Origin of the sequence: Flavobacterium degerlachei (assembly GCF_900106645.1) — a bacterium.
GTDB lineage: Bacteria > Bacteroidota > Bacteroidia > Flavobacteriales > Flavobacteriaceae > Flavobacterium > Flavobacterium degerlachei.
Map to the genome: position 1 here is coordinate 23,069 of NZ_FNMV01000013.1, position 24,612 is coordinate 47,680.

A 24,612-nucleotide genomic window follows, 5' to 3' on the forward strand; every position below is an offset into this window, starting at 1 on the left:
GAGAAGTGGGGTTATGATATAGAATCGTTAATTCGATTATATTTTTTGCAAAGATAGAAAATAGTTTTCAATACAATTTTTGATTTTACGACTTCTATAAATTCCGGGAAATAGTTGGGGATTAAAACAATAACAATTTATTTAATTATATATTTTTTGGAGTCGGCTTCACTTATTGAGAAATAGCCCAAAGGGTAATTATCAGGATTTGTAGAATTAATGATGTTTCCTCTTACAGTTGCAGGTGGTGCCTGAAATGGTCCACCGCCTGAGCTTCCTGCAATGCTAATCAACACATTCATGTAGTTATAGTATGGTTTAGAAATCCCAAAATGAGTTACTGTAATTTCGTCTCCAGTTTTTAAATCGTCACTTTGAGAAATGCTGAAAAATTTATTTCCTTGAAAAAAAGTATCTTCATCTGCATAATAATTTTGTTTCACTTGATTCGAGTAATGATAATTGTATAAATAATAATTAGTTTCATTTGCAGGATCTGTATAATAGGTTTTGATTTCTATATCCTTACCTGTAAAACCTCCTTCGTTATTTTGAATGATTTCAGTAATTGGAGCGACTGATTTTAAGCTCTCAGTTGCAGTATAGGTATTGCCTTTGTTTATAACTGTCAAAGTATAGGTTTCATTAATTACAGCTTTGAAGTTGGAGCATATGTATACTCCTGTATTTGAAATTTCTTTAAAACTGAAAGTAGTATTTGAACTGTTTTTTATATAAACGATGGCTCCTGAAACTTTTGGAATTTCAGTGCTGTAGTAATTAGTGGTTGTCGTTAATTTTATTTGTTGTTCATTTCCAATGGTACCTTTATACCAATTGATAGACGCTTCTATAACAAGTTTTGGAGCGTCAGTTTGTAGATCGATGTTAACTACATCCTCACAACTGTTCAAGAAAATAGCGACTATTAGTACTAAAAGTATATTTATTTTTTTCATCTGCTTAGAATTTGAAGTTATAACTGACCGCTGGAACGATACCGAAAATAGATGTTTTTACTGCCTCGTTATTACCGGTGTCTGCATTTTCTCTGAAGTTTATAGACGCTGCGTTTTTACGATTATACAAATTGTAAATGCTAAAAACCCATTCGCCTTTCCAGTTTCTGTTTATGTTTTTACGCGGTGTTAATGTTGCTGCGATGTCTAGATGGTGATAAGTGGGTAGGCGATTCTCATTTCTCAGTCCATAACTAGGAACAGTAACTCCCAAGTATTCGTATTGCCCTTTTGGATAGGTTACGGGCTGCCCGGTTTGTAGGGAGAAATTCGATCCAAAAGACCATTTTTCGTTTAAATTATAAGAACTCGTAATGGCAATATTATGCAATTTATCATAAACAGAATTATACCACTGTCCATTATTAATACCTGATTCTAATGCTGTTCTTCCGGGTGTTTGTTGCTCAGACTTTGAAAGAGTATACGATATCCATCCGTTTAATTTCCCTTCATTTTTTCGAAACATGAGTTCTAATCCATAAGATCTTAATTGCCCGTTAAGAATTATTTGTTCTATTGCTTTATTTGCAATCAAATCAGCGCCATCAATGTAGTCCAATCTGTTTTGTACTTCTTTATAATAAGTTTCTACTTCAATAGAATACATTTGGTTCTCAAAATTTTTAAAATATCCTAGAGCAACTTGGTCTGCAATTTGTGGTTTGATATAAGTATCACTTGGTGTCCATACATCAAGTGGAGTAGGAGATGAGGTGTTTGAAATCAGTTGTAAATACTGAACCATTCTGTTGTAACTCGCCTTTACAGATTGATCGTCATTAATTTTGTAGGCAATAGAAAAACGAGGTTCTAGATTGTTGTAGCTTTTAATCGTTTTGTTTTTTTCGTAGAAAGTAGTACTTATTGGAGTCGCTTTTTCGTAAATCTGTAAATCAGTATTGAAAGTGATTGGGTTGTTATCAGCATAATTATTTACGGTAGATTGTCCTAATCTATAAAATAGACTGTAACGCAACCCATAGGATAACGAGATCTTTTTAGAAATGTCTTGTTCAGCACTAATGTATAATGAAGGTTCAAAGGCATATTTCTTATCTAATTGATCAAAATTAATTCCAGAATTTTCATCAGAAGGTCGGATGGTTCCCGGATTAAACTCATAATAAATGGCGTTTGCACCATAATTCAATTTGAAGGTATCAGAAATATAATTTTTGAAGTCGTATTTGATGTTGTAATTTCGAATTCCAGAATCCCATTTGAAACCAACAAAATCAAGGTCTAGACCATAATAATAGTCACTATAAATAAGCGATAAATTTGAAAATAACTTGTCTGAAAATAGATGGTTCCAGCGCAAGTTTAAAGTTGAATTACCATAAATATTGGTAAAGCTTTTGTTTAGGCTAAAAACATCTCTTCCAAAATATCCCGATAGATAAAGATTGTTATTTGGATTCAATTTATAACTCAGTTTTGTATTCAAATCATAAAAATAAGCGGAGTTGTCTTTTTGATCTTCGGATAGCTTTAAAAACAAATGGGCATAGGAACTTCTTCCTCCAATAAGGAATGAACCTTTATCTTTTACAATTGGTCCTTCGGCCAAAATTCTACTGGAGATTAGTCCTATTCCACCACTTACATGAAAACCTTTACTGCTACCGTCTTTTTGGTAAATGTCCAAAACAGAAGAAGCTCTTCCTCCAAAACGTGCTGGAATTCCTCCTTTGTATAATTTTAGATCTTTTATGGCATCAGGGTTAAAAACCGAAAAGAAACCAAATACATGTGAGGAACTAAATATGGTCGCTTCGTCTAGTAAGATTAAATTTTGGTCTGCACCTCCACCACGAACGTTAAACCCAGAGGCTCCTTCGCCAGCATTAGTAACTCCAGGAAGTAATAAAAGTGATTTTATTATATCTACTTCTCCTAGAACGACAGGCATTCTCTTGATCGAGCTGATAGATAGTTTGTTGATGCTCATCTCAGGAGAGCGAATATTGCTGGACGAATTTTGGCCAGTAATAATAACTTCCTGTAGTACTTCACTACTGTCAGATAAGCTAAAGTTGGTTTTAGTGTTTTCTGATAATGTTACTTGTTTACTAATGGTTTGAAAGCCAATGTAGCTAATTTGTATGGTATAATCTCCTTCAGGAAGTGTAATGGAATAAAAACCATACTCGTTAGTAAGTGCGGCTGCTTTTGCTTCAGGGATATATACATTTACTCCAATGAGGGTCTCGTTGTTTCTACCATCGGTAATTATTCCGCTTAAAGTAAATTTATCTTGTGAAAAAGAAGAAATAGTAATTAAAAGAAAGGTAAAGAGGAAGCAATATTTTTTTGAAAGCATTTCTTAAAGTTTGAATTACAAATTTGGTAAAAAATAAGTAAATTGCTATTAAACAATGGTTAAAAAGTATAAATAAAAAAAGACAACTGTTTCCAGTTGCCTTTATTAGTTTAGTAAGTAGTAAAATTGAATTAAGCAATTTTAGCTAATATAGTATTTAATGTTCCACTAGGACGCATTGCTTTACTTGTTAATTCTGGATTTGGCTGGTAATAACCGCCAATCTCTTGTGGTTTTCCTTGTGCACCTATTAATTCCTCATTAATTTTTGCTTCATTTTCTTCTAATTGCTTTGCTATAGGAGTAAAGATAGCTTTTAATTCGCTGTCTTTAGTTTGAGCCGCTAATGCCTCTGCCCAATACATAGCAAGATAGAAATGTGAACCACGGTTATCAATTTGACCTATTCTACGAGCAGGTGATTTATCGTTTTTCAAGAAAGCGTCATTAGCTTCGTCTAAAGTTTCAGATAAAACAAGTGCTTTTGAGTTGTTTAAAGATTGTCCTAAATGCTCTAAAGAAGCTCCTAGTGCTAAGAACTCACCAAGTGAATCCCAACGTAAGTATCCTTCTTTTGTAAATTGCTCTACGTGTTTTGGAGCTGATCCACCTGCACCTGTTTCAAACAATCCACCACCATTCATTAATGGAACGATTGATAACATTTTTGCAGAAGTTCCAACTTCAAGAATTGGAAACAAATCAGTTAGGTAATCACGCAATACATTTCCAGTTACAGAAATAGTGTCTAATCCTTGTTTGATTCTTTCTAATGTAAAATTGGTAGCTTCGATTGGGTTTAGAATACGAATGTCAAGTCCAGTTGTATCGTAATCTTTTAAATATGTTTTTACTTTTTCGATCAATTGTCTGTCGTGTGCTCTGTTTTCATCTAACCAGAAAACGGCAGGTGTACTAGATAAACGAGCTCTATTTACAGCTAGTTTTACCCAGTCCTGAATAGGTGCGTCTTTGGCCTGACACATTCTGAAGATGTCTTTGTCTTCAACAGCTTGTTCCATTAATACAGTTCCTTTAGTATCAACCACACGTACAACACCATTTCCAGTCATTTGGAATGTTTTGTCATGAGAACCATATTCTTCTGCTTTTTGTGCCATCAAACCTACGTTTGGAACACTTCCCATTGTTGTTGGGTCAAAAGCACCATTCTTTTTACAGAAATCAATTGTAGCTGTATAGATGCCTGCATAAGATCTGTCAGGAATAAGTGCTAGAGTATCTTGTTGTTTCCCTTCTTTATTATACATCTGTCCTGAAGTACGAATCATTGCTGGCATAGATGCATCAACAATTACATCAGATGGTACGTGAAGATTAGTAATTCCTTTGTCAGAATTAACCATTGCTAAAGCTGGTCCATTTTCAATTGCTTGATTAATGGCTGCTTCTACTTCTGCTTGTTCTGGACGACCTGCAATTTTTGCATATACATCACCAAGACCATTTCTTGTGTCAACATTTAATTCTTTGAATAAAGTAGCATATTTTTTGAATACCTCAGCAAAATATACCTCAACGATAGCACCAAAAATAATTGGATCTGATATTTTCATCATCGTTGCTTTCAAGTGTACAGAAAGCAAAATGTTTTGTTTTTTAGCCTCTGCAATTGCTTTAACTACAAAGCTTTTTAAAGCATTTAGGTTCATAACTGAAGAGTCAATTATTTCACCTGATTTTAATGGAGTACTTTCTTTTAAAACTGTTGTAGTTCCATCTTCGGCTACGAATTCAATTTTCACATCTGTTGCCTCTGGAACAGTAACCGATTTTTCACTTCCGTAAAAATCACCATTTTCCATTGTAGCGACTTCTGTTTTTGATTCAGCAGACCAAGCACCCATAGAGTGTGGATGTGCTTTTGCAAAGTTTTTAACTGCTTTTGGAGCTCTACGGTCTGAGTTTCCTTCACGTAAAACAGGGTTTACGGCAGAACCAAGAACTTTAGAGTATTTTGCTTTAATTTCCTTTTCAGCAGCGTCTTTTGCTTCTTCTGGAAAATTAGGGATAGCATATCCGTGTGCTTGTAATTCAGCAATCGCTTCCTTTAATTGAGGAACTGATGCAGAAATATTGGGTAACTTAATGATATTTGCTTCTGGCGAATTTGCTAGTTTTCCAAGTTCAGATAAAGAATCTTTCACTTTTTGGTCTTCCTTTAAAAACTCAGGAAAATTTGCTAGTATTCTTGCGGCTAGCGAAATGTCTTCGGTTTCAATTTCTATGCCTGCAGTTGCAGTAAATGCTTTAACAATTGGTAAAAAAGAATAAGTTGCTAACAAAGGCGCCTCATCAGTCAATGTGTAAACAATCTTGGATTTTTGTGTCATTTTTATGGTTTTATAATCGTATTCCTAAAAAAAGGATCTGAAATGTATGTAATGCTTAAAATTAAGCCATGCAAATATAATAAAATCAGACCATAGTTTGATTCTGTGCCGTATAGAATTGGTTGAATTATAGGATTGTTAACTTGTTAACCATGAATTTGTTGTTTTGTTAACAGAATGACTTCAAATTCAGAAATCTTGAATTTTTTTAGAAAAAAGCAAAAAAAAAGTCCCGACAATGTCGAGACTTTTATGATAAAGAGATATTTGACTATCTTCTTTTGTCTTTGATTTTTGCTTTTTTACCAGTAAGTTCTCTGAAGTAGAAAATTCTAGCTCTACGAACTGCACCTTTTTTGTTGATTTCAACTTTTTGTAAAGCTGGCAAGTTTACAGGGAAGATACGCTCAACTCCTACAGAACCTGACATTTTACGAATAGTAAAAGTTTCTGTGTTACCAGAACCTCTTCTTTGGATAACAACTCCTTTAAAAAACTGTGTTCTAGTTTTTTCACCCTCTTTAATTTCGTAGTAAACTGTGATAGTATCACCAGCTCCAAATAAAGGGAATTCTTTTCTTGTTACTAATTCGTCTTGAACGAATTTCATTAAATCTGCCATGATAATTTTAATTATGGTTTTTTATCAAATCAACATTCACGGATCTCGCCAGAGGTTGGTCTAAAGTGGGTGCAAAAGTAGAAAAAAATGTTTAAAGTTTAAAGTTTATTTTGTTTAAAGTTCAAACGTTCAGTATTTTCAACTTTAAACCTGAAACTTCAAACTAATTTTATTCTTCTTCTAGTAAATCTGGACGACGATTCTTAGTGTGTTCATAAGCTGAGTCTTCACGCCATTTGTCAATTTTGGCAAAGTTTCCGCTGGTCAAAACATCAGGGACTTTCCATCCTTTGTAATCCGCAGGGCGCGTGTATATTGGCCCTGACAATAATCCATCCTGAAAACTGTCTGTCAATGCTGATGTTTCGTCACTCAAAACTCCTGGAATCAATCGGATTAAAGCATCTGATAATACCAATGCTCCCAGTTCGCCACCAGACAATACATAGTCACCAATAGATATTTCCTTAGTAATAAAATGATCGCGAACGCGCTGATCTACTCCTTTATAATGACCACATAAAATGATGATATTCTCATACATCGACATGGTATTGGCCATTTTCTGGTTCAATGTCTCTCCGTCTGGCGACATATAAATGATTTCGTCGTACGTTCTTTCGCTTTTCAAATGTGTAATACAGGCATCAATAGGTTGCACTGTCATCACCATTCCAGCTCCACCGCCGTATTGATAATCGTCAACACTTTTTTGTTTGTTCGTGGTGTAATCACGTAAATTATGAAAATGAACTTCCACCAATCCTTTGTCAATGGCGCGTTTCATAATTGAGGCTTCAAACGGACTTCTTAGTAATTCGGGTAAAACGGTAACAATATCAATGCGCATAATTTTAAATCTTAGTTTGAAAGCGCCAAAGGTACAAAGATTTTAAGATTCAAAAATTCAGTTCTCACATAAGTTGCTTTTGGAGCATTTTCCAGCTTTACACTTTATCTTTCCTTGCTTAAAGAAAGCAAGAAAAGGATGCCGTTTCAACCTGGGCTAGGCTTAACGACATAGATCTGATTTTGTTGCCAAATTGTAAAGTTTTCCTAATAGTTTTTCAATAGAAATCTTTCTGCCTAAATTTACATTTCGTAAATAAAATCTTAAAAATCGTTAAGCATGAAATTCAAATATTTAGTTCTACTATTTTTTATAACAGTAGCCTCTTTTGCGCAACAAGAGCAACTAAAGTGGCTGGATATTAACTTAAGCAATTATGAATATCCATATCCCGTACAATTTATCACATTAAAAATCCAGCAACAAGAGCTGCAAATGGAGTACATGGATGTGAAACCTGACAATTATAACGGAAAGAATATCGTTCTACTTCACGGGAAAAATTTCAACGGTGCCTATTGGAAAACAACAATTGAAGCCTTAACAAAAAAAGGGTACCGCGTAATCGTTCCAGACCAAATAAGTTTTGGTAAATCATCAAAACCAGATAACTTTCAATATACATTTCAACAACTGGCACAAAATACAAAGCAAATTTTAGATAGCTTAGGTATCAATAAAACAGCAGTTTTAGGTCACTCAATGGGTGGAATGATAGCGACTCGTTTTGCCTTAATGTATCCTGAAGTTACAGAAAAATTAATTCTTGAAAACCCAATAGGTTTAGAAGACTGGAAATTGAAAGTTCCCTATCAAAATGTGGACTGGTGGTATCAAAACGAATTAAAGCAGAGCTACGAAAAGATTAAAAAATACCAACTCGAGAGTTATTACGACGGAAAATGGAAACCAGAGTATGATGAGTGGGTAAATCTTTTGGCAGGATGGACTTTAAATTCTGATTTCAAGAAAATAGCTTGGAACGCAGCTTTGACTTATGATATGATATTTACACAACCTGTAGTTTATGAGTTCCAAAATATAAAAGCACCTACGCTATTAATTATTGGAACTAGAGACAGAACTGCTTTGGGAAAACCATTGGTTACGGAAGAAGTTAGAAAAACGATGGGATTGTATGGTGATTTAGGAAAAGAAACACAAAAGAGAATACCCAATTCAAAACTAGTCGAAATCCCTAATATTGGACACATGCCCCATATTGAAAGTTTTGACAAGTTCATTCAACCGCTAACGGATTTCCTAGGTAAATAGTAAAATAGATTGTCTTAAAGTGTCTCACGGGAAATATTGCCAACAGAATTAGAACAATTGACAATTAAAAGAAATAGGATAGAAGTAAATTTGTCCTAGAATTAAAACAATAAATTATGAGTACAGAAAATGATAATATTGGCTTACAAGCGACTTTAGATAATGCAAAACATACTTGGGAAGCGAAAGCGCCTGAGCAAATTAAGGAAATATATGCAGATGGAATCGCTGATGTAACACGTCAAAACGTTGTTGCTAACGCGAAAAAGAATGATGATATAGCTCCTAATTTTTCTCTGACAAATGCTATTGGAACAGAAGTGCAATTAAGTGATTACCTTAAAAAAGGACCCGTAGTTTTGACTTGGTACCGTGGCGGATGGTGTCCTTATTGCAATATGACTTTGCATTATTTGCAAGAGCAACTGCCAAACATTCAATTAAGAGGAGCTAATTTATTGGCTTTAACACCTGAATTACCAGACAAATCAATGTCTACTACTGAAAAACACCAATTGCAATTTGAAGTTTTGAGTGATGTTGGAAATAAAGTAGCTAAGGAATACGGAATCGTTTTTAAATTGACTGATGCCGTTGCTGATTCGTACCAAAAAGGATTTGACTTGCACGGTTTCAACGGTGATGAGTCTGATGAGTTGCCACTAGCAGCTACATATGTAATTGATCAAGACGGTACAATTGTGTATACGTTTTTAGATGCTGAATATAGAAATAGAGCTGAAGCTGCTGACATATTAGCTGCACTTGATTCGATTAAAAAATAAATAGAATTAAATAGTTTAATATGCCCTCAAAAGTGATAATCTTTTGAGGGTATTTTTAATTGCTATATTTCTTGTTTGCTTTAAAATCCAACTTTTTTTAACAAACAATACTCTAAAAACACAACGTATTTTTGCCCGATGAATTTATCAAAAAAGAATGTCTTGTTTATGGCAGCTGCTACGGGTCTTATGGTAGCTAATTTATATTACTGTCAACCTTTAATAGTTTTAATCGCTGACGAATTTAAAATCCCTCACGCCGATGCTGGAACAATAACTTATCTTACTCAAGCGGGTTATGCGATTGGTTTGTTTTTTATGGTTCCCTTAGGAGATAAAATAGAGCGTAAAACTCAAATTCTTTACACCACATTTGCATCTGTAATTGCTTTAATCATTGCGGCCACAGCACAAAGTTATTTTGTACTTGAAATAGCATCACTTTTAATAGGAATCACATCAATTGTTCCACAACTTATTTTGCCTTTGGCGGCATCTTTAAGTGCGCCAGAGGAACGCGGTAAAGTAGTAGGTACGATTATGAGTGGACTGCTAGTTGGAATTCTATTATCAAGAACTTTAAGTGGTTTTATAGGTGAGGTATTAGGATGGCGCGCCATGTTTTGGATTGCCTCGGGATTATGTCTGCTGTTGTTTTTTATAATAAAAAAGCAATTCCCTTATAATAAACCTGTGTTTAGAGGTTCGTACGGGCAGCTCATTGGTTCGCTTTTTACTTTAATCAACGAACAACCCTTATTGCGGGAAGCGACCTTAATTAATGTATTTAGCTTTGCTCAGTTTGGCGCATTCTGGACTACTATGGTTTTATTGCTTTCGGCTGAACCATTTAATTTTAATAGTGCAACCATAGGACTTTTTGGTATTGTAGGAGCTTCGGGAGCATTAGCAGCCCCACTTGTAGGTAAATTAGGTGATAAAGGAAGTTCTAGGGTGGCGGTAGGTTATGGCTGTATGTTAATCGCTTTGAGTTTTGTGGTTTTTTACTTCTCAGGGTCAAGTGTCATCGGAATTATTTTCGGTATCATTTTTATAGATATTGGTTTGCAAGGGGTGCATATTTCAAACCAAACTCGTGTGTATTCAATACTTCCTGAAGCAAGAAATAGAATGAATACTGTATTTATGTCTTTTAGTTTTCTTGGTACGGCAGCTGGATCTGCTTTTGGGCTATTCTTATGGCAATTTGGCGGTTGGCATGCTGTAAGTTTAGGTTGTTTATTATTATCAGTATTAGCATTCTCGGTTTATGCGTTTACGTATAAATCAAAACGGAAAGCGATAGAAAGTAGGAATGGATAAAAAATTAATTTGTAAATTTGCAGTTCAATAAAAATAAATAAAGATGGAAAATGGAATATACGCTAAATTTAACACCTCTAAAGGTGCTATTTTAGTTAAACTAGAGCACGAATTAACACCAGGAACCGTAGGGAATTTTGTAGCACTTGCAGAAGGAAATATGGAAAATAAAGTGAAACCACAAGGAACAAAGTTTTACGATGGATTATCTTTTCATAGAGTAATTCCTGATTTCATGATTCAAGGTGGATGCCCACAAGGAACTGGAACTGGAGATCCAGGGTATAAATTTGATGATGAATTTCACCCAAGTTTGAAACATGACAAGCCTGGAATTTTAGCTATGGCTAACTCAGGACCAGGATCAAACGGTTCTCAATTTTATATTACACACGTTCCAACTTCATGGTTAGATGGTAAACATACTGTTTTTGGTCATGTTGTAGAAGGACAAGATATTGTTGACGCTGTTGCTCAAGGTGACAAATTGGAAACTTTAGAAATTGTAAGAGTAGGAGATGAAGCTAAAAACTGGAATGCTATTGAAGCTTTTATTACTTTTAAAGGGGCACGTAACAAGCGTGACGCAGCTTTAAAAGCAGATGCTGAAGCAGCAATGGAAAAATTAGCTGCTGGTTTTGAAAAAACAGAAAGCGGATTGCGTTACCAATTCATCCAAAGAGGTGAAGGAAAACAAGCGCAAGCTGGAAAAACAGTTTCTGTTCACTATGAAGGTTCATTAGAAAACGGAAAAGTATTTGATTCTTCTTACCCAAGAAAAAAACCAATCGAATTCAAATTAGGTCAAGGTCAAGTAATCGAAGGATGGGATGAAGGTATTGCTTTATTAAAAGTAGGAGACAAAGCTCGTTTTGTGATTCCTTCTGACTTAGGTTACGGATCACGTGGTGCTGGAGGAGCAATTCCACCAAACGCTACTTTGATTTTTGACGTAGAATTAATGGACGTTAAATAATATAAGTATTCAGTGACCAATTTTTTAGTGGTCAGTGATTACAAGAATATGTAGAAAATCCCATTCGCCTCAGCGAATGGGATTTTTGTTTTAAAGTGTCGATTGTGCTGCAAGTTGTAGCAAGGCTATATTATCTAATGTCTATTTTCAGTATTCTAAATTCTTACCGCTTTATTCTTTTCTCTATTTTCTATCCTCTTATCTATATTCTCTGCTCTTTTCTGACCTCTCTATTCTTTCCACTTAATACTACAACCTAAACTCGGTTTTTGATCAGGATTGATCGTTCTATTGTATAGCACACCGTCAATCGCACCTCGCAAATCACTTCCGCTTAACGGTATTCCGTTTCCGGGACGGCTGTCGTCTAATTGTCCTCTATAGACTAATTTGTCTTGGTTGTCAAATAAAAAGAAATCAGGAGTACATGCGGCATGATAGGCTTTGGCTACTTCTTGGGTTTCATCGTACAAATAAGGGAATTCAAAGTTGTTTTCAAATGCGAATTCTGTCATCAATGCTGGCGAGTCCTGTGGGAAGTTCAGCACATCATTGCTCGATATAGCAATCACGCCAAGTCCTTGCACCCTATAGTCATTGGCAATCATAACCAGCTCCTCAATAACGTGATGTACAAAAGGACAATGATTACAAATAAACATAACCAAAGTCCCTTTTTCTCCTTTTAAATCAGCAAAAGAAAAGGATTGGGTTGCTGATGTCATGTCCTTTAAGTGAAATTCGGGAGCTTTTGTTCCTAAGGCAAGCATATTTGAGGCGGTTCGTGACATTGTTTTATTTTTAAGGTTAAAGTCTAAAGTTATGAAAAAAGGTTTGTTTTTTATTCGAAAAAGCTAAATTTAGGTTTTAAATGACCTTAGTAACTAATGATTGAATTAATATGGAAAATAACTTAAGTTGGCAAGAATTCGAAAAAGTAGAAATGAGAGTTGGTACTGTAGCAGAAGTAAACGATTTTCCTGAAGCCAGAAAACCAGCTTTTCAACTGACCATTGATTTTGGTGCAACAATTGGTATTCTAAAAACCTCTGCACAAATTACAAAACGATACACGAAAGAAGATTTATTAAATCGCCAAATTGTTGCCGTAATTAATTTTCCGAAAAAGCAAATTGGCAAATTCATGAGTGAATGCCTTGTCTTGGGAGCAGTGGGTGATGATGGAGATGTGGTTTTATTAGCTCCCGATTTTAAAATCGAAAATGGACTGAGAATTGGTTAAAAATTAATTCTTAAATAGGTGATTGTAATTTTATTATAGTTTGTTTTGAAATATTTAACTATCTGTTTTTTAGTTATTTAAAATATTAATAGTACATTTATTAGTACGTAAAAAACAATATTTTTTATGTTTTTATGTAATGAAGTACCAACTTAATAACTATTACAATGGAAAAGAAAGAAATGATTGACGTACTGCAATTTTGCGCTGCACAATGTAATCACTGTTATGATGCCTGCCAACTAGAAAAAGAAATGGATATGTCTGGCTGCATGATGAACGATCAAGACTGTGCTGATTTATGTCGACTAACGGCACAAGTACTGGATAGAGATTCTGATAATGCAGATATATTTCTGAAAGTATGTATGGTGATGTGCGAAAGATGTGCCAGCGAATGTGAAAAACATCCAAATATGGAAGCTTGTAAAAAATGTGCTGAAGCCTGTCGTAAATGTGCAGCAATGTGTCACGAATATGAATTAGCACATTAAGAAAAACGGACAGATAATAAATAGCAACGAAGCCAACTTATTATAATCAAGCAAAAAAGCTAAGCTAAATCTATGATTTTCAGAATCATATTTTAGGATTGGATTGTTGGGCTATATTCCAAATACTAATTTCTCTTCTGGTTTCAAAGCCTAGTTTTTCGTATAATTTGACAGCTCCAATATTAGCTTTGGCTACATGTAAGAAAGGGCTTTTGTTTTGTGCCAAAATTGCATTTGCTGTATGTGCAACTAACTGTTTCGCATATCCCTGACCAGTGTGTTGCGGATGCGTGATAACAGCACTCACTTCAGTAAATCCCTCCGTTTGCATGCGTTCACCAGTAATAGCTACAAGTTGGTTGTCCTTAAATATGCCATAATAATTACCTAAATCAGCCGTTTTTGATTTGAAGTATTCGGGATAGACAATTTTGACTAACCCCAAAAGTACTTCTCTATGTCTTTCTTCTAATTTGACAATTTCATCTTTATAAGGAATAATAATCCTATCTCTGACAATCATCTGAAGGCATATCAATTCCTCTTTTAACTGCAAGGAGTTGGGGATGTTTGGTTTTTTACCAAATATGAAAAAGGAAGGAACTAATTTGGCGTAAGCTATTAAGTCCTCAGCATTGTTAGGTTTTTCATCAAAAGCACCAAAGGCACAGTATTCTGGATCGTAAAAGTGGGTTTTGTTGTAAATTAGGCCTAGTTCTTTATGGCTTTCTGCCAAGGAATACCAAACAGGATTGTCTAGTTTTTGTTCTTGATTCATGGTTGAAATTGTAGTTGATTTTTGTAACATTCAAATTTATAATATTTTAATGTTTTGGATCAATTTTTAGTGTAAGATAATATCAATTGAATGACAAAGGCTATATGGTTTCATGATGGCCGAATGATTTTGCGTTAGTTTCTAGATTTGCTTAATAAGGTAATCATAAGTTTAAATGATTGACTGAACTAAAAATCACTCAATTGGTAAACTGTCAATCTGTCCCCATTCTGTCCAGGAACCGTCATAAATTGCTTTTGGGTTCTTATTTTCAATTAGTTCGTATGCAATCAAATCAATGCAAGCCGTCACTCCAGAGCCACAACTAAACAATAAGGGCTTGTTGTCTTGCGGTAATATTTTTTCCAATTCTTCTTTGGGTAAAAATTTGCCGTCATTCAAAAGTCTGGTGTATGGAATGTTAATGGATCCTGGAATATGTCCGCTTCGCAATCCTTCCCTAGGTTCCGGTGTCTCACCCAGAAAACGATCTTGAGATCGTGCATCAATCAATACGGCATCTTTAGTTGCTATATTTTCTAAAATCTGCTCTTTGGTTTTAAACATCTCTGGTTTGAAATTCGATACAAAATTCCCTAAGGCATAGTCGTGTTTTTGTGTTTTTTCAACTTCATAACCTTGGCTAACCCATTCAGGCAGGCCGCCATCTAACACCCAAACATTTGAATGTCCCATGATTTTAAACAACCACCAAGCTCTTGGACTCGAATAAACTCCTAAACTGTCATAAACGACAATTTTACTGTCTTTGTTGATTCCTAGATTTCTAGCTGCTTTTGAAAATGCTTCTGCAGTGGGAAGTGTGTTGGGTAAAGGGCTATCGGTATCGCTGAATTCATTTTTAATATCAAAATAGCGGGCACCTACAATTTGGATATCCTGATATTGTGATTCTACTTTTGCTTGGTTTACTTGTTGGCTTGCGTCGAGTATAATTAAATCGGAATCATCAAGATGCTCATGAAGCCATTCTACGGATACTATAGGTTTTTTCATTGTATATTTATTTTGTAGATGTTGTTGTATTGCGTTTGTGCCATTTCCAGATTTCGATCCAACCCACAGAAACAGCGCTTACCAAAATGCAAATCCCAATTTGGTGGATTTGTAGAGGTAAAACCGAGAAAAATTCGGCAATAGGAGTAACGTAAATAATCAGTACTAGCATTAGGAGTGTTGCTGAATTAGCGAATACCATCATGTTATTCTTGTTCTTCAATGAAGTAAAAACGGAATAATAAAACGAGCGATTGACTAATGACAAAATTATGTTTGAAAATACTAAAGTGGTAAAAACCATCGTTCGCGTTAAATTTTCGCCTCCACCACTTTGCGCCGTTAACTGATACACAAATAATATTCCTATCGTAATCACAATTCCTTGTATGATGCTTATCCCCATTTCTTTCAATGATAAAAAAGTGCTACCTAACTGTCGAGGCTTTTGTAACATACTATTTTTTTCTTCAGGTTCATTTTCATACACAATGGAACACATGGGGCCCATGACTAATTCTAAAAAAATAACGTGAACTGGGGTGAAAATATCCGGATAAATCCATCCTAAAAACAGCGGTAATGAAACCGTAAGGATAATAGGAATGTGTATGGAAACAATATATTGTACTGCTTTTTTGAGATTAGTATAGATACGACGTCCTGCAGCAACGGCGACAACCATTTTTGATAAATCATCATCGACCAAAATTAAGTCGGCAGCAGTTTTTGCGATTTCAGTTCCTTTCTTTCCCATGGCAATTCCAATGTGAGAAGCTTTTAACGCAGGCCCATCATTTACACCGTCACCAATCATGGCTACTACTTGATTGTCTTTTTTGAGTGCATTCACCACGGCTAATTTGGCCTCAGGGAACATACGGGTCAGAAGCGTAGAGTCGTGAATGGCTTTTAGCATTTCGCCATTATCGAGTTGCATAATTTCTTCGCCCTCCATCACAGAATCAGGGTTTTTGATACCAGCCATTTCTGCAATCGCTTTTGTGGTAACGCTATTGTCTCCTGTTATTACTTTTACCTGAATTCCGGCATCATAAAATTGCTGGATAACTTGTTGAATATTGGCTTTTGGTGGGTCATAAAACACCACCAACCCTACAAAAATGAACGGGAGATCTTGTTGGTTTTTTGGATAATCTGTTCCTTTGAACTCAGAATAGCCAACGCCCAAGATACGGTAGCCTTTGGATGCCAAAGTGTCTATAGTTTTATGTATTCTGGCTTTCTCTTCAGTGTTGAGGTTAGCTACTTTTATAATGGTTTCAGGAGCACCTTTGGCTGCAATGATTCGCTTTCCTTCTTTATTTTGAAATAAATGGGTCATCATGGGAGGTTTCCCGTCAAGAGGATATTCATGTACCATTGAAAAATCGCGTCTGCTGTCAGCAGTTGTTGTTTTTGCGTATTCACGGTGCAAACTTTTTTCCATTGGGTCAAAAGGAACGGGCTCGCTTGCCCACATGGCCGTTTCAATTACTTTTTCTGCGTTTTCATTTTTCCAATCTTCCTTTTCATATAGTTTATCACTATTGAAAGCATAGACGGATTGTAAGCTCATTTTGTTTTGGGTTATGGTTCCCGTTTTGTCGGTGCAGATAATCGTCGCACTTCCTAAGGTTTCTACTGTTCTGATTTTTTTGACAATTACGCCTTCTTTCATTAATCTCCACGATCCCAATGCCATAAAGGTGGTAAAGGCTACAGGGATTTCTTCTGGAAGAATGGACATGGCTAATGTCAATCCTTTCAATAAACTGTTGAGTAAATCATGAGTTTTCCAGAAATAGACGCCCCAAACCAATAAGAAAATAATAATACCAATAATAGCCATACCCTTTACAAATTTTTCAATTTGTACTTGTAACGGTGTCGGTTCTTCTTTGATGTTAAGTAAAGAGCTTCCTAGTTTTCCTATTTCAGTTTTAGTTCCAATTTTATTTACTCTGTAAACAGCTAGTCCTGATGCAACCAAGGTGCCGCTGTAAATGGTCTTGTTATCTGTTTTTTCTGATTTAAAAACAGCATAGGCTTCTCCTGTAAGCGCTGATTCATTTACTGAGAAATCATTACTGTGAACTATTTCTCCATCAGCATTAATAGTATTGCCTTCCTTGGCAATGACAAGATCATTGATAACAATCTCTTTGGTAGGAATGCTTTGTTCTAATCCGCTTCTAAGAACGGTACTTAATGGTTCATTCAGTTTTTCTAAAGCTTCCAATGCAATTCGGCTGCGGTTGTCTTGGTAAAAAGAAATTCCAGAAACGGCGATTATAGCAGCAAGCATAAAGTAGGCTTCATTGTTTTGGCCCAAAATAAAATAAATGATGGAAACCGCTATCAATAATATAAGCATTGGTTCTTTGAAGAGATCAAAAAGGGCTAACCACCATCTGTATTTTTGCTTGTGTATTTGTTCGTTGTTACCAAACTGTTCTCTTGAGACTTGTACTTCAATATCGGTCAGGCCAATAATGCTGTCTGGAATATTTATTTTTTTTGACATTGAAATCAGGATGAATTATGATACTCAAATATAAGATTTTTAGTTTTATTAAAAGAGTTGTTTTGCAGTGTTTTATAAATTTGATTATTAGATTTAATGTTCTTTTATTTCTTTTCTGAGGTCATGAAAATAAAATAAAGCAATATTAGAATACTTGCCGTTCCAGTTACGATAAAAGTGGTGTTAGATCCGAAATTATACCAAATGAGTCCTGCGAAAGAACTTGCTAACATGGTGCAGAGACTTTGGAAAGCTGAAAAAGTACCTATGGCTGTTGCAGTATCTTCTTTGTTTGTAATGTTGCTAATCCATGCTTTTGAAACGCCTTCTGTTGCTGCAGCGTAAATTCCATATAGGGCAAACAGTCCAATGAAAATATAAGTATTGTGATTGAAGCCCATTCCGAAATAGACAATGGCAAAAACTCCAATTCCGTAAATCAACATTTTCTTTAATCCAATTCGATCTGCCAATATTCCTAAGGGAAGCGCAAACAGTGAGTAAACAAGATTGTAGAAAATATAAATACCAATTACTGCAGTATCACTTAAGCCTGATTGTTTGGCTTGAAGCAAAAGGAAAACATCGGAGCTATTGAATAAGGTGAAAGCTAAAAGTCCAGTTACCACTTTTCGATATAGGGCTGGACTAGTTTTCCAGTAATTTAGAAAGGAAAAAAAAGGAGTTGGTTTCAGTTCGATACTATTTTTTCTCTTTTTCTCTTTCAAAAAAAAGGAGGCGCCTACTGCCAATAAGCCTGGAATAAAAGCAAGATAGAATAGGGTTTTATAATCTTCGGGGTAGAAGTAGAGGTATTGTAAAGCCAATAAAGGGCCTAGTACTGCTCCTAAAGTATCCATAGAACGATGAAACCCAAAAACTTTTCCTTTGGTTGCAGGAGTAGCTTCATTAGACAGTATTGCATCTCTAGCGCCTGTTCTGATACCTTTTCCGAAACGGTCAATTGTGCGAGCAAAGAAAATCCATAGGGGGTAAATAAAGGCGGCCATCATGGGTTTTGAAATAGCGCTTAAGGCATAGCCCATTTGTACAAAAGGAACTCTTTTGCCGGTTACATCAGAGCGTTTTCCAAAATACCCTTTACTGAGTCCGGCAGTCGCTTCGGCAACACCTTCAAGAACTCCGATAAGAATGATTGAAAAACCGATAGATTTTAAATATATAGGCATTATAGGATACAGCATTTCGCTTGCGGTATCAGTAAACAAACTGATTAATGATAAAATCCAGACGGTCCGGCTGATGTTTTTCAAAATTTGAGATTGTTTGTTAATGTTCCTATAAATGTAAATAAAAAGGTCTGAAAACCAATTGATTTTCAGACCTTTTAAATTTGAACGGATTAAGCTATGAAAAACTAATCTAGTTCTACATCTTCCTTTTTATCGGTCTCTTTCTCCGGTTCTTTAGTTTGGTGCACAACCATCTGTGGAAATGGAATTTCAATTCCTTCTTTGTCGAAAGCTACTTTTAGCCTTTTGCGAAGTTCTCCGGTAATCTCCCATTGTTTGCTTGGTAAAGTTTCACCTAATATTTTTAACATTATGGCAGAATCGGCAAAATCATTCACTCTTAAAAACTGAGGAACAAGGATAATGGAGTCTTTCCAAATAGGATCGTGAGCTAGCTCAGTTCCAGTTCTGTTTATAACCGCTATCACATGTTCTAAATTAGAACTGTATCCTACACCTACATCAAGATTGATTCGTGAAAAATCTTTTGAGAAATTGGATACTTTTTTTATCTCCCCATGAGGAATATGGTGAACAGTTCCGTCAAGATCTCTTAACATTGTTTTTCTTAAACTGATTTCTTGAACAGTTCCACTTGCATTATCAAAGCTCACTACATCGCCTATACGGTATTGGTTTTCAAGAATGATAAAAAGACCTGAAATAATATCTCGAATCAGGTACTGTCCTCCAAAACCAAATGCCAATCCTACAATTCCTGCAGCAGCCAAGATTGGAGCGATTTCTACACCAAATTCTTGAAGCACCATTAAACCGGTAATAGTCAGCAATGAAATGTTTGCCGTAGTGGTAAATATTTGGATCAAGGTGTTTTCTCTTTTTTCTTCAGCTTCTTTAGAGGAAATTCCGTCTGGTCTAACGGCGATACGAACTGCTTTTTCGATGAAAGTAGTGATTACTTTATTAAGGATTAAAGCTCCTATGATGAGAAATACGATTTTAAGTCCACTTGTCATAAGCCATGGAATTATCAGCTCCGCATATTTTTCTGTATATTTCAATGCAATTTCCTTCATGAATAATGTAATTTAATTCGTAATTATTTAATAAACAAAAAGCCCAAAAACCATATGATTTTTGGACTTTTTGCTTGTGGTGCAAAACATTTAATTTAAAAATAAATATTAAATGTCATCAAAATCAATATCGATAAAACTTGATGTTTCGGGAACTGTTTCTTCAGCCAATACTTTTTCAGTAGTATATTCTTTTTTAAAATCTTTCTGATGTCTTTCGGATATTACTTCTTCGCCTTTGTGGTTCAAGACGTAGGAAGTCATTTCGTTAAGAATTTCTGAGAAAGCTGCAAAATCTTCTTTATATAAATATATTTTATGCTTTTTGAAGTGAAATGATCCATCCTCTTCGGTGAATTTTTTACTTTCAGTAATCGTAATATAATAATCATCCGCTTTTGTAGCTCTTACATCAAAGAAGTATGTTCTTCTTCCTGCACGCAAAACTTTAGAAAAAATCTCCTCTTTTTCTAACATGTCATTTTCTCTCATAATCTTTTCAGTCAATTTATGGTTATTAAATCGTAACCAAAAATCCTAAAAATATATGTATTAAACAACAATTACAGCAATTCTTTTTCGGAAAGTTGTTTTAAATACAAGGAAGCATAATAGCCTTCTTCATTTATCAACTGGTTATGAGATCCTTGTTGGATGATTTTTCCGTCTTCAAGAATCATGATCTTATCTGCATTCTTAGCTGATGATACTCTATGACTAACAATAATGGTTGTTTTGTCTTTGCAAATTTCATTTAGGTTATTTAATATAGCTTCTTCAGTTTCAGTGTCAACTGCTGATAAACAGTCATCAAAGAGTAAAATAGGTGGGTTTTTAATAATAGCTCTAGCTATGGAAACCCGTTGCTTTTGTCCTCCTGATAATGTTATTCCTCTTTCGCCCAGAACGGTGTCGTATTGCTTGTTAAATCCAATAATGTTGTCATGTACAACTGAATTTTTTGCCGCTGCAATTACTTCGTCCATGCTTGCGTCTTCCTTACCAAACTTGATATTATTCTTAATCGAATCAGAAAATAGAAATGCATCTTGTGGCACAATTCCAATGCTGTTTCTAAGATCAAAAAGGTTTAAAGAGCTAATCTCTTTATTGTCAATTGTGACTTTACCTTCAGTAACATCATACATTCGTGAAATTAAAGACAGAACAGTTGATTTTCCAGAACCCGTTTTACCAAGTATGGCTAAGGTTTCTCCTTTTTTGACTGTAAATGAAATATTTTTTATTGCTTTTATATTGGTGTCTTCATATGTGTAGCTTACGTTTTCGAATGAAATCGAGCCGTTTATGATGGATTTCTCTGGGTTCTTATTTGTTATTTCTGGCTCAATTTTAAGGAATTCATTCAATCTTTTTTGTGATGCTTCTGCCTCTTGAACCATAGAGGAAACCCAACCTAATGATGCTACTGGCCAGGTAAGCATGTTGACATATAAAATAAATTCGGCGATTGTACCAATACTTTTAATCGTTCCGTCAATATACATTAAACCTCCAAAATAAATCACTACAAGGTTACTAATACCGATAAGAGCCAACATAAGCGGCCCAAACAATGATTGTACTTTGGCTAAGTTTAAACTTTTTTGTTTGCTTTCGTTTGCCAGATTCACCATGTTGTTTTGATGTTGGTCTTCTAGTGAGTAGGCCTTAATTACACGGATTCCAGAAAATATTTCTTGTGTAAAACTAGATACTTTTGATAGGTATTGTTGGAAAATAGTGCTCCTCTTATTGATTTCTGAACTCAATTTAAAAATTCCATAAGACAACAAAGGCAAGGGAAGAATCGTGTATAAAGTTAATCTGGGAGAAACATTATACATGTACATAATAACAATTGTAAAACGAATAATGGTATTTATGGTGTACATAACCGCTGGTCCTACGTACATTCTCACCTTCGAAACATCTTCACTTATACGGTTCATCAAATCACCTGTACGGTTCTTTTTATAGAAATTTTGGGATAAGTTTTCATACTGTCTAAACACCTCGTTTTTTAAATCAAATTCAATGTGTCGCGACATTACAATTAGGGTTTGTCTCATCAAAAAGGTAAGAAATCCAGCAATAATTGTGGTGGCAATTATTAGTAAGATATTTGAAGTCAGCTCTTGACGAATTACTGAGGTGGCAATGGTTTTGTCTTTTGAAAAAGATTCAATAACCTTGAAAGATTTGCTGATCAGTTTTGGGGTGAACAGCATAAAGATTTGAGCAATTATGGTAAATAGTATTCCGAGTAAAAAGCGGTATTTATATTTAACGAAATATTTGTTTAAATAAAGTAATTCTTTCATTTTTTTAAGATATTCTGTATTGAAATGGGTTTTTTTATTGACTTTTAATCAATTTTTAATAATTGTAAATTTTATTTTTGGTACAAATGCTGTCAAATTGCTGATTTTCATTAAAAATATTGACATATCTGTATTTTTTATGTAATTTTGATTTGTCTTTTTGACAAATTCATAATTTCACCATTATAAAAATTAACGATATGAATGCAGCTTTCACAACAGCAAAGGAACTTCAAAAAATGGATCCCGTATTTGGACAATTATCATTTGATGATCATGAACAGATTGTTTTTTGCAACGACAAAGATACGGGTTTAAAAGCAATTATTGGTATTCATAATTCGGTTATGGGACCTGCTTTGGGAGGAACAAGGATGTTTAATTATGCAACTGAATGGGATGCGTTAAATGATGTATTGCGTCTTTCACGCGGAATGACCTATAAAGCAGCGATTACGGGATTAAATATTGGTGGTGGGAAAGCCGTAATTTGGGGCGATGCCAAAACTCAAAAAACACCTGAATTGATGCGCAAGTTTGGTGAATTTGTACATTCTTTAAGCGGAAGATACATTACTGCTGAAGATGTAGGAATGGAAACTAGTGATATGGATATCGTGAGAGATGTAACGCCATACGTTACGGGGATTTCTGAATCAAGAGGTGGAGCTGGAAATCCATCACCTGTTACTGCTTATGGAGTATATATGGGGATGAAGGCAGCAGCAAAACATCAATTTGGCTCTGACGTGCTTACGGGTAAAAAAGTCTTGGTTCAAGGGATTGGTCACGTTGGGGAAACTTTAGTAGATTATTTAACTAAAGAAGGAGCTATTGTTACCATTGCTGATATCAATGAAGAAAAATTGTATGAAGTAGGTTCTAAATATAATGCTCAAATATTCACGGGTGAAGATTTATATACTGCTGATGTAGATATTTATGCGCCTTGTGCAATGGGAGCGACTCTTAATGACAATACGGTTCATAAAATAAAAGCAAAAGTGATTGCGGGTGCAGCTAATAACCAATTGGCAAACGAAGATATTCACGGTGCTATTTTACAGGAACGTGGTATTCTTTATGCGCCTGATTTCTTGATTAACGCTGGTGGTATTATCAATGTTTATGCTGAATTAGCACATTATGGAAAAGAGGAGATAATGAGTAAAACAGAAAATATTTATAATACGACTTTAGAAATCATCGATTATGCAGTTGCAAAAGGAATAACGACGCATCAAGCAGCGCTTACTATTGCTCAAAACAGAATCGATCAAAGAAGAATCGAGAACAGTAAAAAATAGTATTCAGAATTCATGAATCCCCATTCAGTAGTTGTTTTATTGCGACCACTGAATGGGGATCATTGAATACTTTCAAAATAAGCAATTATATATTTTATTTTCAAGGATGAAATTCTTATTTTTGCAAAATAATTTAACAAAAGTTCTTACAAGGTGGTAAATAGAAGACACATACGCGTTAAAGTCATGCAATCCATTTATGCGATGCATCAAAACGGTTCTGATAACTTAGAGAAAGAAGAAAAATTTCTTTTTTATAGTATCGACAATATTCAAGATTTATACCTTACAATGATTTCCTCTCTGATGGAAATTTGTAAAAAAGAAACAGTCTTTCTTCATAAATCAAGTCTTAAGCATCTTGCAACTCCTGAAGAACGCAAACCCAACGAAAAGTTTATTAAAAACAGTATTTTTCAAATTCTAGCTGAAAACAATTCTCTAAGCATTGCTATGGAGACTCGTAAAATGGATGCTTGGACCTTGAATGATGATTATATTTCGTTGTTATTGAATGCTATAAAAGCGAGTACGTTGTATACTGATTACATGAGTAATCCAGTAAGTTCTTTTGAAGAAGACAGAAAGCTTATTGCCGATTTGTTTGTAGAAGTAATCGTGCCAAACGAAAAGCTGTACGAATTTTTAGAAGACGATAAACTTACTTGGATTGATGATATTCCATTGGTAAATACGCATATCATTAAGCAGTTGAAGGCAATGAAACCTATCATGGATGATGATTTCACTGTTCCTAAAGTGTACAAGGATAGCGAAGACAAGGCTTTCGTTAAAGAATTGTTTAGAAAAACAGTTTTGAACGAACCTGAATTAGCAAAGGAATTTGTTGATAAAACTCCAAATTGGGATAGCGATCGAATTGCTGAGGTAGATACCATTATTTTAAAAATGGCTATTTGTGAGCTTTTGAAATTCCCGTCAATTCCTGTTAAAGTAACTTTAAACGAATATTTAGAACTTGCCAAAGAGTATTCTACTCCAAAAAGTAGTATTTTTATCAACGGTATTTTAGATAATTTAGTTAAAGAGCTGGAAGCCAATAAAAAAATGATTAAGACCGGTCGCGGATTAATGTAATAGT

The 24,612-nt window shown here is 34.9% G+C and carries 21 protein-coding genes; 8 read left to right on the top strand and 13 right to left on the bottom strand.

From position 1 onward, the window contains the following. Nucleotides 1-137: 137 nt before the first annotated feature. The 5 genes from BLV91_RS13025 to trmD form a co-directional block, all read right to left on the bottom strand. Complete coding sequence (locus BLV91_RS13025) at nucleotides 138-959, bottom strand: DUF4249 domain-containing protein (RefSeq protein WP_091434048.1); 822 nt, start codon at nucleotides 957-959, stop codon at nucleotides 138-140. A gap of 4 nt (nucleotides 960-963) precedes the next feature. Beyond that, nucleotides 964-3,345 (bottom strand): TonB-dependent receptor, encoded by a 2,382-nt coding sequence (locus BLV91_RS13030; RefSeq protein WP_091434050.1) that lies wholly within the window; start codon nucleotides 3,343-3,345, stop codon nucleotides 964-966. Nucleotides 3,346-3,476: 131 nt separating this feature from the next. Then, nucleotides 3,477-5,699, bottom strand: coding sequence for an NADP-dependent isocitrate dehydrogenase (locus BLV91_RS13035; RefSeq protein ID WP_091434052.1), 2,223 nt, complete (start codon nucleotides 5,697-5,699; stop codon nucleotides 3,477-3,479). A gap of 271 nt (nucleotides 5,700-5,970) precedes the next feature. Further along, nucleotides 5,971-6,321: a 50S ribosomal protein L19 gene (gene rplS / locus BLV91_RS13040; protein WP_091434054.1), complete on the bottom strand. Its 351-nt coding sequence runs from the start codon at nucleotides 6,319-6,321 to the stop codon at nucleotides 5,971-5,973. A gap of 169 nt (nucleotides 6,322-6,490) precedes the next feature. Further along, nucleotides 6,491-7,171 (bottom strand): tRNA (guanosine(37)-N1)-methyltransferase TrmD, encoded by a 681-nt coding sequence (gene trmD / locus BLV91_RS13045; RefSeq protein WP_091434055.1) that lies wholly within the window; start codon nucleotides 7,169-7,171, stop codon nucleotides 6,491-6,493. A 279-nt stretch (nucleotides 7,172-7,450) separates the two neighbouring features. Here trmD and BLV91_RS13050 point away from each other — a divergent pair, with 279 nt between their 5' ends. The 4 genes from BLV91_RS13050 to BLV91_RS13065 all read left to right on the top strand — a co-directional run bounded on the left by BLV91_RS13050 (nucleotide 7,451) and on the right by BLV91_RS13065 (nucleotide 11,530). Further along, entirely contained in the window at nucleotides 7,451-8,446 is a 996-nt protein-coding gene (locus tag BLV91_RS13050) for an alpha/beta fold hydrolase (protein WP_091434057.1), read from the top strand. 116 nt (nucleotides 8,447-8,562) lie between these two features. After that, nucleotides 8,563-9,231: a peroxiredoxin-like family protein gene (locus tag BLV91_RS13055; RefSeq protein ID WP_091434059.1), complete on the top strand. Its 669-nt coding sequence runs from the start codon at nucleotides 8,563-8,565 to the stop codon at nucleotides 9,229-9,231. A gap of 138 nt (nucleotides 9,232-9,369) precedes the next feature. Then, nucleotides 9,370-10,554, top strand: coding sequence for an MFS transporter (locus BLV91_RS13060; protein ID WP_091434061.1), 1,185 nt, complete (start codon nucleotides 9,370-9,372; stop codon nucleotides 10,552-10,554). A 43-nt stretch (nucleotides 10,555-10,597) separates the two neighbouring features. Next, the gene (locus tag BLV91_RS13065) at nucleotides 10,598-11,530 is read left to right on the top strand and encodes a peptidylprolyl isomerase (RefSeq protein WP_091434063.1); all 933 of its coding nucleotides are present in this window, start codon (nucleotides 10,598-10,600) and stop codon (nucleotides 11,528-11,530) included. 230 nt (nucleotides 11,531-11,760) lie between these two features. Here the strand turns inward: BLV91_RS13065 and BLV91_RS13070 are convergent, their stop codons facing one another. Further along, on the bottom strand, nucleotides 11,761-12,321 hold the full coding sequence (locus BLV91_RS13070; RefSeq protein ID WP_091434065.1) for a thioredoxin family protein: 561 nt from the start codon (nucleotides 12,319-12,321) through the stop codon (nucleotides 11,761-11,763). Nucleotides 12,322-12,431: 110 nt separating this feature from the next. Here BLV91_RS13070 and BLV91_RS13075 point away from each other — a divergent pair, with 110 nt between their 5' ends. Continuing rightward, nucleotides 12,432-12,773 carry a tRNA-binding protein gene (locus BLV91_RS13075; protein ID WP_091434067.1) on the top strand — a complete coding sequence of 114 codons (342 nt, stop codon included), beginning with the start codon at nucleotides 12,432-12,434 and terminating at the stop codon, nucleotides 12,771-12,773. Between the two features lie 167 nt (nucleotides 12,774-12,940). Continuing rightward, a complete protein-coding gene (locus BLV91_RS13080) occupies nucleotides 12,941-13,267 on the top strand; it encodes a four-helix bundle copper-binding protein (protein WP_091434069.1) in 327 nt (108 codons plus the stop codon). Between the two features lie 85 nt (nucleotides 13,268-13,352). Here BLV91_RS13080 and BLV91_RS13085 read toward each other — a convergent pair whose 3' ends face one another. The 7 genes from BLV91_RS13085 to BLV91_RS13115 all read right to left on the bottom strand — a co-directional run bounded on the left by BLV91_RS13085 (nucleotide 13,353) and on the right by BLV91_RS13115 (nucleotide 22,203). Continuing rightward, nucleotides 13,353-14,075: a GNAT family N-acetyltransferase gene (locus tag BLV91_RS13085; protein WP_245709707.1), complete on the bottom strand. Its 723-nt coding sequence runs from the start codon at nucleotides 14,073-14,075 to the stop codon at nucleotides 13,353-13,355. A 165-nt stretch (nucleotides 14,076-14,240) separates the two neighbouring features. Beyond that, the gene (locus BLV91_RS13090) at nucleotides 14,241-15,062 is read right to left on the bottom strand and encodes a sulfurtransferase (protein WP_091434073.1); all 822 of its coding nucleotides are present in this window, start codon (nucleotides 15,060-15,062) and stop codon (nucleotides 14,241-14,243) included. 7 nt (nucleotides 15,063-15,069) lie between these two features. Further along, on the bottom strand, nucleotides 15,070-17,589 hold the full coding sequence (locus tag BLV91_RS13095) for a cation-translocating P-type ATPase (protein ID WP_091434074.1): 2,520 nt from the start codon (nucleotides 17,587-17,589) through the stop codon (nucleotides 15,070-15,072). A gap of 104 nt (nucleotides 17,590-17,693) precedes the next feature. Continuing rightward, nucleotides 17,694-18,863 carry an MFS transporter gene (locus tag BLV91_RS13100; RefSeq protein WP_091434076.1) on the bottom strand — a complete coding sequence of 390 codons (1,170 nt, stop codon included), beginning with the start codon at nucleotides 18,861-18,863 and terminating at the stop codon, nucleotides 17,694-17,696. Nucleotides 18,864-18,967: 104 nt separating this feature from the next. Next, nucleotides 18,968-19,879, bottom strand: a complete 912-nt coding sequence (locus BLV91_RS13105; RefSeq protein ID WP_091434078.1) for a mechanosensitive ion channel family protein — start codon at nucleotides 19,877-19,879, stop codon at nucleotides 18,968-18,970. Nucleotides 19,880-19,987: 108 nt separating this feature from the next. Beyond that, nucleotides 19,988-20,371, bottom strand: coding sequence for a PUR family DNA/RNA-binding protein (locus BLV91_RS13110; protein WP_091434079.1), 384 nt, complete (start codon nucleotides 20,369-20,371; stop codon nucleotides 19,988-19,990). A 71-nt stretch (nucleotides 20,372-20,442) separates the two neighbouring features. Then, nucleotides 20,443-22,203 carry an ABC transporter ATP-binding protein gene (locus BLV91_RS13115; RefSeq protein ID WP_091434081.1) on the bottom strand — a complete coding sequence of 587 codons (1,761 nt, stop codon included), beginning with the start codon at nucleotides 22,201-22,203 and terminating at the stop codon, nucleotides 20,443-20,445. Nucleotides 22,204-22,403: 200 nt separating this feature from the next. Between BLV91_RS13115 and BLV91_RS13120 the strand changes: the two genes are divergently transcribed. Then, nucleotides 22,404-23,510: a Glu/Leu/Phe/Val family dehydrogenase gene (locus tag BLV91_RS13120; protein WP_091434083.1), complete on the top strand. Its 1,107-nt coding sequence runs from the start codon at nucleotides 22,404-22,406 to the stop codon at nucleotides 23,508-23,510. A 186-nt stretch (nucleotides 23,511-23,696) separates the two neighbouring features. After that, complete coding sequence (nusB, locus tag BLV91_RS13125; RefSeq protein ID WP_091434206.1) at nucleotides 23,697-24,608, top strand: transcription antitermination factor NusB; 912 nt, start codon at nucleotides 23,697-23,699, stop codon at nucleotides 24,606-24,608. The last annotated feature ends 4 nt before the right edge of the window (nucleotides 24,609-24,612 follow it).

Bases quoted from the DNA above. Each gene is read 5' to 3' on its own strand.
- BLV91_RS13055 (WP_091434059.1), top strand. From the start codon at position 8,563: ATGAGTACAGAAAATGATAATATTGGCTTACAAGCGACTTTAGATAAT.
- BLV91_RS13080 (WP_091434069.1), top strand. From the start codon at position 12,941: ATGGAAAAGAAAGAAATGATTGACGTACTGCAATTTTGCGCTGCACAA.
- BLV91_RS13050 (WP_091434057.1), top strand. From the start codon at position 7,451: ATGAAATTCAAATATTTAGTTCTACTATTTTTTATAACAGTAGCCTCT.
- BLV91_RS13065 (WP_091434063.1), top strand. From the start codon at position 10,598: ATGGAAAATGGAATATACGCTAAATTTAACACCTCTAAAGGTGCTATT.
- BLV91_RS13085 (WP_245709707.1), bottom strand. From the start codon at position 14,075: ATGTTACAAAAATCAACTACAATTTCAACCATGAATCAAGAACAAAAA.
- BLV91_RS13115 (WP_091434081.1), bottom strand. From the start codon at position 22,203: ATGAAAGAATTACTTTATTTAAACAAATATTTCGTTAAATATAAATAC.
- BLV91_RS13030 (WP_091434050.1), bottom strand. From the start codon at position 3,345: ATGCTTTCAAAAAAATATTGCTTCCTCTTTACCTTTCTTTTAATTACT.
- rplS (WP_091434054.1), bottom strand. From the start codon at position 6,321: ATGGCAGATTTAATGAAATTCGTTCAAGACGAATTAGTAACAAGAAAA.
- BLV91_RS13035 (WP_091434052.1), bottom strand. From the start codon at position 5,699: ATGACACAAAAATCCAAGATTGTTTACACATTGACTGATGAGGCGCCT.
- BLV91_RS13120 (WP_091434083.1), top strand. From the start codon at position 22,404: ATGAATGCAGCTTTCACAACAGCAAAGGAACTTCAAAAAATGGATCCC.
- nusB (WP_091434206.1), top strand. From the start codon at position 23,697: ATGCAATCCATTTATGCGATGCATCAAAACGGTTCTGATAACTTAGAG.
- BLV91_RS13110 (WP_091434079.1), bottom strand. From the start codon at position 20,371: ATGAGAGAAAATGACATGTTAGAAAAAGAGGAGATTTTTTCTAAAGTT.
- BLV91_RS13075 (WP_091434067.1), top strand. From the start codon at position 12,432: ATGGAAAATAACTTAAGTTGGCAAGAATTCGAAAAAGTAGAAATGAGA.
- BLV91_RS13070 (WP_091434065.1), bottom strand. From the start codon at position 12,321: ATGTCACGAACCGCCTCAAATATGCTTGCCTTAGGAACAAAAGCTCCC.
- BLV91_RS13090 (WP_091434073.1), bottom strand. From the start codon at position 15,062: ATGAAAAAACCTATAGTATCCGTAGAATGGCTTCATGAGCATCTTGAT.
- BLV91_RS13025 (WP_091434048.1), bottom strand. From the start codon at position 959: ATGAAAAAAATAAATATACTTTTAGTACTAATAGTCGCTATTTTCTTG.
- BLV91_RS13105 (WP_091434078.1), bottom strand. From the start codon at position 19,879: ATGAAGGAAATTGCATTGAAATATACAGAAAAATATGCGGAGCTGATA.
- trmD (WP_091434055.1), bottom strand. From the start codon at position 7,171: ATGCGCATTGATATTGTTACCGTTTTACCCGAATTACTAAGAAGTCCG.
- BLV91_RS13095 (WP_091434074.1), bottom strand. From the start codon at position 17,589: ATGTCAAAAAAAATAAATATTCCAGACAGCATTATTGGCCTGACCGAT.
- BLV91_RS13060 (WP_091434061.1), top strand. From the start codon at position 9,370: ATGAATTTATCAAAAAAGAATGTCTTGTTTATGGCAGCTGCTACGGGT.